This is a genomic window from Ancylobacter sp. (assembly GCF_965229075.1).
In the GTDB taxonomy this organism is placed as follows: domain Bacteria; phylum Pseudomonadota; class Alphaproteobacteria; order Rhizobiales; family Xanthobacteraceae; genus Ancylobacter.
Genome location: NZ_CBDDIO010000001.1, coordinates 1,119,019 through 1,131,311, shown reverse-complemented (window position 1 = coordinate 1,131,311; position 12,293 = coordinate 1,119,019). Strand labels below are relative to the sequence as shown.

At 68.2% G+C, this 12,293-nt stretch carries 12 protein-coding genes; 4 read left to right on the top strand and 8 right to left on the bottom strand.

All coding sequences use genetic code 11. From position 1 onward, the window contains the following. Positions 1 to 12 precede the first annotated feature (12 nt). Positions 13 to 906, top strand: a complete 894-nt coding sequence (locus ACO07Z_RS05615; protein ID WP_421697767.1) for a LysR family transcriptional regulator — start codon at positions 13 to 15, stop codon at positions 904 to 906. A 29-nt stretch (positions 907 to 935) separates the two neighbouring features. Here the strand turns inward: ACO07Z_RS05615 and ACO07Z_RS05610 are convergent, their stop codons facing one another. Both ACO07Z_RS05610 and ACO07Z_RS05605 read right to left on the bottom strand, forming a co-directional pair. Beyond that, positions 936 to 1,697: a hypothetical protein gene (locus tag ACO07Z_RS05610; RefSeq protein ID WP_421697766.1), complete on the bottom strand. Its 762-nt coding sequence runs from the start codon at positions 1,695 to 1,697 to the stop codon at positions 936 to 938. Between the two features lie 139 nt (positions 1,698 to 1,836). Further along, positions 1,837 to 2,112 carry a hypothetical protein gene (locus tag ACO07Z_RS05605; protein WP_421697765.1) on the bottom strand — a complete coding sequence of 92 codons (276 nt, stop codon included), beginning with the start codon at positions 2,110 to 2,112 and terminating at the stop codon, positions 1,837 to 1,839. Positions 2,113 to 2,677: 565 nt separating this feature from the next. Here ACO07Z_RS05605 and ACO07Z_RS05600 point away from each other — a divergent pair. The 3 genes from ACO07Z_RS05600 to rimO all read left to right on the top strand — a co-directional run bounded on the left by ACO07Z_RS05600 (position 2,678) and on the right by rimO (position 5,212). Beyond that, a complete protein-coding gene (locus tag ACO07Z_RS05600) occupies positions 2,678 to 3,247 on the top strand; it encodes a hypothetical protein (protein ID WP_421697764.1) in 570 nt (189 codons plus the stop codon). A 148-nt stretch (positions 3,248 to 3,395) separates the two neighbouring features. Continuing rightward, positions 3,396 to 3,725 (top strand): antibiotic biosynthesis monooxygenase family protein, encoded by a 330-nt coding sequence (locus tag ACO07Z_RS05595; RefSeq protein WP_307017589.1) that lies wholly within the window; start codon positions 3,396 to 3,398, stop codon positions 3,723 to 3,725. Between the two features lie 125 nt (positions 3,726 to 3,850). Next, entirely contained in the window at positions 3,851 to 5,212 is a 1,362-nt protein-coding gene (gene rimO / locus ACO07Z_RS05590; RefSeq protein WP_421697890.1) for a 30S ribosomal protein S12 methylthiotransferase RimO, read from the top strand. A gap of 27 nt (positions 5,213 to 5,239) precedes the next feature. Here rimO and ACO07Z_RS05585 read toward each other — a convergent pair whose 3' ends face one another. The 6 genes from ACO07Z_RS05585 to ACO07Z_RS05560 form a co-directional block, all read right to left on the bottom strand. After that, positions 5,240 to 6,004: a hypothetical protein gene (locus ACO07Z_RS05585; protein WP_421697763.1), complete on the bottom strand. Its 765-nt coding sequence runs from the start codon at positions 6,002 to 6,004 to the stop codon at positions 5,240 to 5,242. Beyond that, entirely contained in the window at positions 6,001 to 7,230 is a 1,230-nt protein-coding gene (locus tag ACO07Z_RS05580) for an ArgE/DapE family deacylase (protein WP_421697762.1), read from the bottom strand. The genes ACO07Z_RS05585 and ACO07Z_RS05580 overlap by 4 nt, the downstream gene beginning before the upstream one ends. A 253-nt stretch (positions 7,231 to 7,483) precedes the next feature. Further along, positions 7,484 to 8,566: a BMP family ABC transporter substrate-binding protein gene (locus ACO07Z_RS05575; RefSeq protein WP_421697761.1), complete on the bottom strand. Its 1,083-nt coding sequence runs from the start codon at positions 8,564 to 8,566 to the stop codon at positions 7,484 to 7,486. A gap of 99 nt (positions 8,567 to 8,665) precedes the next feature. Beyond that, positions 8,666 to 9,589, bottom strand: coding sequence for an ABC transporter permease (locus tag ACO07Z_RS05570; protein WP_421697760.1), 924 nt, complete (start codon positions 9,587 to 9,589; stop codon positions 8,666 to 8,668). Then, positions 9,582 to 10,658: an ABC transporter permease gene (locus tag ACO07Z_RS05565; RefSeq protein ID WP_421697759.1), complete on the bottom strand. Its 1,077-nt coding sequence runs from the start codon at positions 10,656 to 10,658 to the stop codon at positions 9,582 to 9,584. The genes ACO07Z_RS05570 and ACO07Z_RS05565 overlap by 8 nt, the downstream gene beginning before the upstream one ends. Then, positions 10,648 to 12,213, bottom strand: coding sequence for an ABC transporter ATP-binding protein (locus tag ACO07Z_RS05560; RefSeq protein WP_421697758.1), 1,566 nt, complete (start codon positions 12,211 to 12,213; stop codon positions 10,648 to 10,650). Before ACO07Z_RS05560 ends, ACO07Z_RS05565 begins: the two co-directional genes overlap by 11 nt. Between the last annotated feature and the right edge of the window lie 80 nt (positions 12,214 to 12,293).

The following is a 12,293-nucleotide window of genomic DNA, read 5'->3' as shown; positions in this document are numbered from 1 at the left end:
CGCAGCTTACCAATGCCGACCGATCTCAACGCCCTCGCCGTGTTCACGCTGGTGGCGCAGCAGCGCAGCTTCCGTGCCGCCGCCGACTGTCTCGGCGTCACCCGCTCGGCGGTGAGCCAGACCATCAGCCGGCTGGAGGCGGCGATGGGGCTCGCTCTGGTGCGCCGCACCACGCGCAGCGTCAGCCTCACCGAGGCCGGCGAGCGGCTGCATGCCGCGCTGGCCCCGGCGCTGGCGGAGATCGAGGCGGCGGTCGAGAGCACGGGCGATCACGCGGCCGGGCCGCGCGGCCAGCTCCGCCTTGCCGTCTCCTCCATCGCCGAGCGCTTTCTCGCCGGCCCGCTGCTGGCGGGTTTCGCCGATGCCCATCCCGCGGTGCAGCTCGATGTGACGGTGACGGATGAGGAGTTCGACATCGTTGCCGAAGGCTTCGACGCTGGCGTGCGGCTCGGCGAGGTGATCGAGCAGGACATGATCGCCGTGCCGGTCTCCGCCGAACAGCGGCAGATCGTGGTTGCCGCACCGGCCTATCTCGCGCGCGCCGGTGCGCCGTCGCATCCGCGCGAGCTGGCCGGATTTCGCTGCATCGGCTGGCGGGCGGCGCCGCAGAGGGCGCCCTATCGCTGGGAGTTCACGGAAGACGGCCGGGATTTCACCGTCGCGGTGGCGCCGGAGATCACCACCAATGACATGGCGCTGATGATCAAGCTCGCCTTGGCCGGGGGCGGTCTCACCTTCGGTATGGAGGAGACCTTCCGGCCGTACATCGCCGGCGGCGAGCTGGTGCCGTTGCTGGAGGCGTATTGCCCGCCCTTTGCGGGGTTCTATCTCTACTATCCGAGCCGGCGCAATCTCGCGCCCAAGCTGCGGGCGCTGATCGACCATCTGCGCTACGGCAAGGGCTGACGCGCGCCCTGCCCGGCCCCTGGCGCCGTTCAGCCGCCTTGGCGGGTGCCGGTTCCGCTCGGCGTCGCCCAATCGGGCACGGTCCATCCCGGCATGGTCCACATTTTCGGCGCGGCCGGCGGCGGAACCGGCTCGGCCGACGCGGCGGCTTCCGCCCCGCTCGGCCGCGCGGCCGGCTTGGCGCTGCGCGCGACCTTGGGCTGGCCGGCCTTCCACGCGGCCATGAAGGCGCCGGTCTCCCGCAGGATCAGCTCCTGCACGGCGGCGTGGGTCGGCAGCTGGGCGTGGTTGACGAAGCGCGCACCGGCGTCCCAGGCGCTGATGTTGCGGGCGCCGCGCACATCGGCGAAGCCGGGGCCGGCAATGTTGATGCAGCGCGGCACGGTGCAGGCCGGCGGGGCCGGCGCGGCGTCGATGGTGATGACCAGAGGCGGCTTGTAGCCGGCGCGCGCCAGTTCGCTGGCGTAGCGCAGGGCGCTCTCCCCGCCCATGGAATGGCCGATGATGACATCGGGCACCATGCCCTTGGACTTCATCATCAGATGCGAATCGGTGCGGGTCTGGAAGCCCTGCCGGGCCAGCGGCCGGGTCAGAGCGGAGACGCCGATATAGTCGTTTTCGACATAGACCCCGAGACCGTCCAGAAGCAGGACGACAGGCGGAGAGGCCGCCGCAGGCGAGGCCGGTTCCGGTTCCTGGGTCCGCCGGCTGGTTTGGGCCAGCGCGGCCGGTGGGGCGATGAGGGCAGCGCCGACGGCGAGCGCGGCGACGGTGGCAGTGACAGGCTTCAAATCGGTTGCTCGACTAACGGATCGCTCTTCCCCCATCGCCACCGTTACCCCAAGCGCGCGGTCGCCGCCATCGCTTTGCCGGGATGCTCGCGCGCGGGAAGTGCATATGTCTTTCCGCGCGCCAACGGGATACCGCCGCCTAGGCGGCGCGGCTCCAGTGGTGCGCGTCGTTGCGCAGCTGGCAGGCCTGCGTCCAAGTGGCGAAGGCGACCCAGGCGTCGCTCTTCTGCTGCGGCAGGCGGGCCGATTCCAGCTGGGTGAGCAGCATTTCCGCGAAACGGCCGAGCCGGTCGTGACGCAGCGAACGGATGAATCCGATGGCCTCGTCCAGCGAGGCGACGGTCAGGTCCTCCTGCCCGATGAGCAGGTGCAGCGGGTCGGGGCGAAAGGCGGGGCCTTCAACAATGTTGGTCATGTGAACCTCCCGTTTTCGGCCTTTTGTGAAACCCGTCGGAGGTGGGGCCGTGACCCTCGACGGGCAGGCACATCCTAGGCTTACGATCTTGGCACCCAAATGACGCAGTCAAGAAGTATCGGGGCACGACCATGGCGGATCGCGCGAATTAGGGCGCGAGGGCGTTCACACTTTTGCGTGAAATGGTGATGTCCCCCATGAAGAATACCGAACATCGTACATGTAATGCGGCATTCCAGACGATGGCTCATGGTTAGTGCGTGGGCACCGGCGGTGCGCGAGCCAATAGAAAAGCGTCGCGAGCGTGCTTGTTCCCCTTGGTCAGCTGTCGCGACCTTCTGTCGAGGCTGCGCGGCGTTTTTCCAGCGCCGTGCGGGGTCGAACTGTTGCCATTGTGGCCGGATAAGTAAAAATTATACTATTCGTGCCTGAAATATTTCGCTTATGCGAATATACGGCATTATTCATGCTGCCATGCAGCGTCGAATACCTCTTGCATGCCCGCCGATACATCATGCTACGCTGCGGATGGACGGCAGAAGACCGTCCTGAGGAGGAAACGCCAATGAAGATCCGCAGCACCTTCGCCGCCCTCGCCGCGGCGACGAGCCTTTTCGCCGTCGCCCCCGCCTTCGCGCAGGAACAGGCGGCGCATGTGAAGCCGGCGACGGCCTATGTGCAGGAGAAGATCACCCCGTGGCTCAACGATCCGGTGGTCATCACCGCCATCATCGAGTCGAACAAGGCGCATAAGCGCCTCATGCAGGAAGACATCATCGCCCTCGACAAGGCGTGGGTCGCCAAGGACCCGGCGGTGGTCGATCCGGTTCGCAAGAACAAGCTGTCCGAATTCCTGATCCAGAAGAAGGATGCCTCCGGTGGCGTGATCACCGAGGCCTTCGTCATGGATAATCGCGGTCTGAATGTGGGCCAGACCGACGGCACCTCGGACCTCTGGCAGGCCGATGAGGCGAAGTGGCAGAAGACCTATGCGGTCGGGCCCGGCACCATCTTCGTCGACAAGGTCGAGGAAGAGGACGGCAAGAAGATCGCCCAGGTCAGCGTCACCATTTCCGACAAGGACGTGGCCATCGGCGCCGTCACCTTCGGCATCGATGTCGACAAGCTGAAGTAAGCCCAGTTCCGGATGTGTCTCTCCCGGATATTGGCGGGCGGCGCGAGCCGCCCTTCTTTTTGCGCGGTCTCCGGGGCCGCGCGCCGCATCGACCTAGGCGCGACCTTGGGTTAAGTGTGCCCTGCCGGGTCAAACACAGGAGAGCGCCATGTTCCTCGCAATGAACCGATTCAAGGTAAAGCTCGGCTCGGAAGCCGATTTCGAGACAGTCTGGCGCGAGCGCGACAGCCATCTGCGCACCGTCCCGGGCTTCAAGTCGTTCCATCTGCTGCGCGGCCCCACCAAGGACGACCACACCCTCTACGCCTCCCATTCGGAATGGGCGTCGCGGGCGGATTTCGAGGCGTGGACGCGCTCGGAAGCCTTCCGCAAGGCGCATGGCAGCGCCGGCGCCAACAAGCCGCTTTATCTCGGCCATCCCGAGGTCGAGCTGTTTGAGAGCGTGCTCGCCCAGTCGGTGGAAGACCAGGCGGCCTGAGAGCCGCGTCGGGGACGCCGATGAGAGGGAGCTCGGCATGGCGGGGCCGCGCCCAGCGCAGTTGACGGATCGGGCGGCGTGCCGTAACGCCTCGCGATCCTGAAATGCCGGGTACCCCCACGATCATGGCCGACATCGCGTCCTCCGACGCCTTCTCCCCCGCGCGCGGTGAGGCGCCGCGCATCTCCTTCGTTTCGCTCGGCTGCCCGAAGGCGCTGGTCGACAGCGAACGGATCATCACCAGCCTGCGCTCGGAAGGCTATGAGCTGTCGCGCCATCACGAGGGCGCCGATCTCGTCATCGTCAACACCTGCGGCTTTCTCGACAGCGCCAAGGCCGAAAGCCTCGCCGCCATCGGCGACGCGCTGAAGGAGAACGGCAAGGTCATCGTCACCGGCTGCATGGGCGCCGAGCCCGAGCAGATTCGCGACGTGCATCCCGGCGTGCTCGCCGTCACCGGCCCGCAGCAATATGAAAGCGTGCTGGCCGCCGTGCATCAGGCGGTTCCGCCGCAGCACGATCCCTTCGTCGATCTGGTGCCGCCGCAGGGCATCAAGCTCACCCCGCGCCATTACGCCTATCTCAAGATTTCCGAGGGCTGCAGCAACCGCTGCACCTTCTGCATCATCCCCAAGCTGCGCGGCGATCTCGTCAGCCGGCCGGCGGCGGATGTGCTGCGCGAGGCGGAACGGCTGGTGAATGCCGGGGTGAAGGAACTTCTCGTCATCTCGCAGGACACCTCCGCTTACGGCATCGATCTGCGCTACGCGCCGAGCCAGTGGAAGGACCGCGAGGTGCGCGCCCGCTTCTTCGATCTCGCACGCGAACTTGGCGGCCTCGGCGCCTGGGTGCGCATGCACTATGTCTACCCCTACCCCCATGTCGACGAGGTGATCGGCCTGATGGCGGATGGCGTGATCCTTCCCTATCTCGACATCCCGTTCCAGCACGCCTCCCCCACCGTGCTCAAGCGTATGAAGCGCCCGGCCTCCAATGAGAAGACGCTCGCCCGCGTGCAGGCCTGGCGCGCCGCCTGCCCGGACCTCACTTTGCGTTCCACCTTCATCGTCGGCTTCCCCGGCGAGACCGAGGCGGAGTTCGAGGAACTCATCGCCTTCCTCGAAGAGGCGGAACTCGACCGTGTCGGCTGCTTCAAATATGAGCCGGTGGACGGCGCCCCGGCCAATGCGCTCGGCGCCGAGATGGTGCCGGACGAGGTGAAGGAGGAGCGCTGGAAGCGTTTCATGGAGGTGCAGCAGCGCGTCAGCGCCCGCCGCCTCAAGCGCAAGGTCGGCACCCGCCAGCAGGTGATCATCGACAGCGTCGGCCCCACCGTCGCCATCGGCCGCTCCAAGGCGGACGCGCCGGAAATCGACGGCGTGGTGCATGTCGCCGCCCGCCGTCCGCTGCGCGTCGGCGAGATCGTCACCGTCAAGATCGAGCGCGCCGACGCCTATGACCTGCACGGCACGGCGGTCGGGTACTGAGACCCGCCCGCGTGGCGCCGGGCGGCGCTATTCCAGCACCCGGCGCAGCTGTTCGGAAGGAATGATGCTCTCGTCCACCGTCGGCCAGGCCAGCACCACCGTGTAGGCGAGCGTCATCGAGAAGGCGATGGCGAAGGTCGAGAGGCCGAGGATGAGCTGGTAGGGCTTGCCCACATGCAGCGCCGCCAGCCCGACCAGCGACAGCAGGCCCAGCACCATCACCACGATCCAGCGATGCGGCGCCAGATCCGCATGCAGAATGAAGTAGCGATCCGTGCGCAGCCGGCGCAGCTCGATCTGGCCGGCCAGCAGCACCGAGCGGATATAGGTTGGAATGGCGGAATCCGCCTCGGCCCGGCCGATGGCATCGACCAGCGCCTCGAAGGTGGCTGACACCTCCGCCTGCGGGCGCACCCACCCCTCGTCCCATTCATAGCGCGCGAGCGCGCGGGCATAGACGCCGACCGCGTCGTCGATCGGTGCGCAGACCGGACCGCACACGCGCGCGACGTCGAGCATGGCGTCGAGCTTCTGCACTTCCTGCAGCACGGTCTTGGCGTAGAGCGTTTCGCGGTTCCAGATATCGCTGACCATGAAGGCGAGGAACAGCGCGAAAGGCAGGGTGAGCGCGCCGAGATAGGAGGTCTGCAGGTCGCGCGGCACGAACACCGCGACGAGACGCGGGTGCATCGCGACGCGGTAGCAGGCCCATCCCGCCAGCAGCGGCACGATGGCGACGAAGGCCACGAACAGCGGGAAATAGTCGCTGACGAAGAGGCGGGTCCACGTCACGCGGCGGCTCCGGCTTGGGGTTTCAAGAGGTCGCGTAGCGCGGCTTCGATCACCTGCGTCGCCGCCTTGAGGTCGCGGATGCGCACATGCTCGTCGGCGGCATGGGCGTTGGCTTCCAGAATGGAGCGCGGCCCGGCGCCGTAGAGCACGGTGGGCACGCCCGCCGCCGTGTAGTGGCGGGCATCGGTGTAGAGCGGCACGGCGGTGGCGGGCGGGGTTTCGCCCAGCACTTCGGTCGCGTGGCGCTGGATCGTCTCCACCAGCCGCTCCGTGCCCGGCAAGGTGCGCAGCGGCTCGGCGAGGATGAGGCGGCGGCATTCGATCTCGATGCCCGCCTGCCCCGCTACGGCGCCCTCCACCAGCGCATGCAGTTCCGCCTCGACGCTCTCGCCATGCTCTTCCGGCGTCAGCCGCCGGTCGACCCGCAGCACGATGCGGTCGGGCACCACATTGGTATTGATGCCGCCGGAGATGAGGCCGACGGTGATCTTCGGCGAGCCGATGCCCGGCGTGGCGCTGATGCGGCTGCTGAGCCGCCGGCGCTCGGCATAGATCGCGCTGAGGATGGCGGTGGCGGCTTCCAGCGCGTCGGCGCCGGTTTCCGGCATCGCCGCATGCGCCTGCCGGCCGCGCACCACGATTTCCATGTGCAGGCAGCCATTATGCGCCACGACAACGGCATAGGAGAAGCCGGCGGAGATGGCGAGGTCGGGCGCGCTGATCCCCTGCCCCAGCAGCCATTGCGGCCCGACAAAGCCGCCGGCCTCCTCATCATAGGTGAAATGCAGTTCGACCGTGCCGTCGAGCCCTTCCGGCCGCTGCTTCAGTGCCAGCAGCGCGAAGGCATAGGTGGCGAAATCGGATTTCGACACCGCCGCCCCGCGCCCATAGATCGCCTCGCCCTTTTCGACGGCGCCATAGGGGTCATAGGTCCAGCCCTCGCCGGGAGGCACCACGTCGCCATGGGCGTTGAGGGCGATCACCGGGCCGCCGCCGCTGCCGAAACGCTCGCGGACGATGAGGTTGACCACGGATTTCATGCCGTGCGCGCGCACAAAAGGCTCCGGCACCGCGTGGCGCTCGACGGTGAAGCCGAGTTCTTCCAGCAGCCGCGCCGCCACTTCCGCATGCGGGGCGCAGTCGCCCGGCGGGTTGTCGCTGGGAACCCGCACCAGCGCCTTGAGGAATTCGACCTCGCGCGCCAGCCCGTCATCGTCGCCGGACATGCTCACCTCACCGCTCCGTCTGGGCCGCCACTGTCGGAGGCCTTTGAAACCGCGCGCCGAGAGAGCGCCGGTGCCACAGCATAGCGTCCGGGCGCGGCGGCGCGAAGATCGGGAAAAAGCGGGGGAAAAGGGAAGGCGCCGGCGTCGGCGCTGTCCACGGGAAACGCCATCGCCGGTGCCGCCGGGTTCGGTCCTTGCGGCGGCACGGCCGGAGCCGCGCCGCCAAAGGCTCCGCACAATGGGCGGCGCGGGGCTACTTGCCCGGCACGGTGTCGTCGATGCCCTTCACGTACCAGTTCATCGACAGGATGTCCTTGTCGGCGAGAACCTCGCCCTCCTTCACCACGACCTCGCCCTTCTGGTTGAGGATCGGGCCCTTGAAGGGGTGCAGCGCGCCGGAGGTGATGGCGGCCTGGGTGGCCTCGGCCATCTTCTTCACGTCGTCGGGCATGTTGGTGTAGGGGGCCATCACCACCTCGCCATCCTTCATGCCGCCCCAGGTGTCGGTGGAGGTCCAGGTGCCGTCGAGGGCGGCCTGCACGCGCTCGATGTAATAGGGCGCCCAGTCGTCGACGATGGCGGTGAGCTGCGCGTTCGGGCCGAACTTGATCATGTCCGAGGCCTGGCCGAACGCCTTGGCGCCGCGCGACTCGGCGGCCTGCATGGCGGCCGGGCTGTCGGTGTGCTGGGAAATGATGTCCGCGCCCTGGTCGATCAGTGCCTTGGCGGCGTCGGCTTCCTTGGCCGGGTCGAACCAGGAATTCACCCAGACGATCTTGATCTTCATGTCGGGATTGACCGACTGCGCGCCCAGCATCAGCGAATTGATACCGGAGATCACTTCCGGGATCGGGAAGGAGGCGATGTAGCCCACCGTGCCGGTCTTCGACATCTTGGCCGCGATCTGGCCGAGGACATAGCGGCCCTCATGGAACTTGGCGGCATAGGTCGAGACGTTCTTGGCCCGCTTGAAGCCGGTGGCGTGCTCGAAATAGACGTTGGGGTGGCGCTTGGCCACCTTCAGCGTCGGCTCCATGAAGCCGAAGGAGGTGGTAAAGATGATCTTGTTGCCGGCGCGCGCCAGCTGCTCGATCACGCGCTCGGCGTCCGGCCCCTCGGAGACGTTCTCGACAAAGGTGGTCTCCACCTTGTCGCCGAACTTCTTCTCGACCGCGAGCCGGCCCTGGTCGTGCTGGTAGGACCAGCCGAAATCGCCGACCGGTCCGACATAGACCCAGGCCGCCTTCAGTTTCTCCGCCGCCTTGGCCGGCGCCGCCGCCCCGGCGAGGGCGAGGCCCGAGGCGATGGCCACCGCCATGGAGAGAATCTTGCGCATGAACGTCTCCGCTCCGTCAGTCGCGGCCGGAGGGATCACCGGCACGCGCGACCGCTTCGCGCGCCGGGAGGCCGCGTGGCGCGGCCGGGTCTGTCGTCGTCAGCGGTCCGGCACGAAGGGCACGCCCAGCGAGGCCGGCGCCCCCTGCCCGTGCTTCAGCGCCGAGATCACCACCAGCGCCGCGATCGTCGCGAGATAAGGCAGCGACGACAAGAGCTGCGAGGGAATGCCCAGCCCGAACCCCTGCGCATGCAGCTGCAAGATCGAGACCGCGCCGAACAGATAGGCGCCGCCCAGCAGCCAGAGCGGCCGCCAGGCGGAGAATACCACCAGCGCTAGCGCGATCCAGCCGCGCCCGGCGGTCATGTCGCTGGCCCAGAACGGCGTATAGGCGAGGGAGAGATGCGCCCCGGCGAGCCCGGCGCAGGCGCCGCCGAACATCACCGCCAGCGTGCGGATGCCGCGCACGGGGTGGCCGAGCGCATGCGCCGCCGCGTGGTTCTCGCCCACCGCCCGCAGCACGAGGCCGATGCGGGTGCGCGCCAGCGTGTAGGTCACCGCCGCGAGCAGCACCAGCGAGGCGTAGACATAGGCATTCTGCCCGAACACCGCCTCGCCGATGATCGGCAGGTCGGTCAGACCGGGGATCACCAGTTCCGGCGCGCCGTCGAGCCGTGTGCCGACGAAATTGGAGCCGATCAGCCCGGCGACGCCGAGGCCGAGAATGGTGGTGGCGAGACCGGAGGCGACCTGGTTGGTCGCCAGCCAGATGGCAAGGCCGGCAAAGACGAGGGAAAGCAGCACCCCGGCCAGCACCGCCGCCAGCGTGCCGAGCAGCAGGCTGCCCGATCCATAGGCGGTGGCATAGCCGACGGCGGCACCGACGATCATCATGCCCTCGACGCCGAGATTGAGCGTGCCGGCGCGTTCCGCCACCAGTTCGCCGAGCGAGGCGATGAGCAGCGTCGTCGCCGCCGCCACGATGCTGGCGAGCACCGCGCCGAGGATGGCCACGTCAAGCATGGGTCGCTCCCTCCACCCGGCGGATGCGGTAGCGCACCAGCACATCGGCCGCGAGAATGGCGATCAGCAGCGTGCCCTGAAACACCCGGGTCACGTCGAAGGGCAGGCGCATGCTGATCTGCGCCGCCTCGCCGCCAATATAGGTCAGGGCGAGCACGAGGCTGGCGATGAGGATGCCCACCGGGTGCAGCCGGCCGAGCATGGCGGCGATGATGGCGGTGAAGCCATAGCCGGGCGAGATCGTCGGTTGCAGCTGGCCGATGGGCCCGGCCACCTCGATGATGCCGGCCAGCCCCGCCAGCGCGCCGGACACCGCGAACACGCCATAGGTCACACGCTTCTCGTCGAAACCGGCGAAGGCGGCGGCGCGCGGCGCCGAGCCGGCCAGTTCGATGGAAAAGCCCACCAGCGTGCGCCCGAGCACGAAGGTGGCGGCGATCACCGCCAGCAGCGCGATGACGATGCCGGCATGCAGCCGCCCCTCGCCTATCAGCAGCGGCATCAGCGCCACATCGTCGAAGGTGACGCTTTGCGGGAAGTTGAAGCCCTGCGGGTCGCGCCAGGGGCCGCGCACGAGATAATCCAGCCCGAGCTGCGCCACATAGACCAGCATCAGGCTGGTGAGGATTTCGCTGGAGCCGAAGCGCACCCGCAGAAAGGCGGGGATCAGCCCCCACAGCGCCCCGCCAATGGCGCCCAGCACCAGCATGGCCGGCAGCACCCACGGCCCGGCCTCAGTGCCATTGGTCGCCAGCGCCAGCCAGGAGCCGAGCACGGCGCCGGCGACATACTGGCCCTCGGCGCCGATGTTCCAGCGATTGGCGCGGTAGCAGAAGGCGAGGCCGACGCCGATCAGCAGCAGCGGCGCCGCCTTCACCACCAGCTCCTGCAGCGTGTAGGGGTCGCCCAGCGGCTCGATGAAATAGATGGCGAAGGCGCGTACCGGATCGTGGCCGAGCACGACGAACATGAAGGCCCCGACCACCAGCGTGACGAGGAGCGCCACCAGCGGCGCCAGCGCGTGGCGCAGGGGAGAGATGTTCTCCTGCCGTTCAAGCCTAAGCGGCATGGTGGCCCTCCCCCTCCGCGTCGGCATCATGCGCGCCATGAGCGCCGCCCATGGCGAGGCCGATCGCCTCGCGCGAGGTTTCTTCCACCGGCACCGGGGCGGTGAGACGCCCCTCGCTCATCACGGCGATGCGGTCGGTGAATTCCAGCAGCTCGTCGAGATCCTGGCTCACCACCAGCACGGCGCAGCCCTGCGCCGCGCGCTCGCGCAGCGTGGTGCGGATGAAGCCGGCGGCCGCGGCATCCACACCCCAGGTCGGCTGGTCGACGACGATGAGGACCGGGTTGCGCAGCACTTCGCGCCCGATGACGAATTTCTGCAGATTGCCGCCGGACAGCCGCCGCGCCTTCGGGTCCTTGCCGCCGAAGCGCACGTCGAAGCCCTTCACGATCTTCTGGAAGCGGCCGAACAGGGTGGTGCGGCGAATGACATCCGCCGTGACGATCTCGCCGTCGCCATGGGTGGTCAGCAGCACATTGTCGGACAGGCGCATATCGGGAGCGGCGGCATGGCCCAGTCGCTCCTCCGGCACGAAGCCGGCGCCGAGCGCCCGGCGCTCGGTGGGGCCGAGCCCGCCGGCAGCCACCTTGTCGATGACGATGCTCTCCTGGTCCTCGACCAGGGTTTCGCCCGAGAGCACGTTGAACAGCGCCGTCTGGCCATTGCCCGCCACGCCGGCGATGCCGACGATCTCGCCCGCACGCACCTCGATATTGATGTCGTGCAGGGCCGAACCGCGCGACCCGTCGCCGGGAAGGTTGAGGTGGCGCACCAAGAGGCGCGGCTCGCCCAGCGCGTGGGTCGTCACGCGCGGCGTGCGCGGCACTTCCGCCCCCACCATCAGCCGGGCGAGACTGGCGGAGGATTCGCGCTTGGGATCGACCTCGGCGATGAACTTGCCGCCCCGCAGCACGGTGGCGCGGTGGCAGAGCCGGCGCACCTCGTCCAGCTTGTGGCTGATGAACAGCACCGCCCGTCCCTCGCCGGTGAGCACATCGACGGTGCGGAACAAATTTTCCGATTCGTCCGGGGTGAGCACCGAGGTCGGTTCGTCGAGGATCAGCACACGCGGGTCGCCGAGCAGGCAGCGGACGATTTCCACCCGCTGGCGCTCGCCGACGGAGAGTTCGCCGACGCGGCGATAGGGCTCGACGGCAAGGCCATAGCGGCGCACGCAATCGTCGATGCGGGCCGCGAGCACGGAAAGCGGCTGGTGGCCGGGCAGCCCCAGCGCGACGTTCTCCACCACGGTCATCGCGTCGAACAGCGCGAAATGCTGGAACACGACGCCGACGCCCTTGGCGCGGGAACTCGCCGGGTCGGGGAAGACGATCGGCGTGCCCTCATAGAGCAGCTCGCCCGAATCGGCCTGCAGCAGGCCGCACATCATCTTCACCAGTGTGGACTTGCCGGCGCCGTTTTCGCCGAGCAGCGCATGCGTCTCGCCGGCGCGGATGGCGAGGCTCACATGATCATTGGCCACCAGCGCGCCGAAGCGCTTGGTGAGTTCCACCGCTTCAAGAAGCGATTCCGGCTGGTGCGGCGCCTCCCCCATCCCCGCGCCCCGTTCTAGCGGCCGCAGCCGCGGTGCCGGGCACCGCGCGGGCATGACGTCGGGGAAACGAGGCGGCGTGA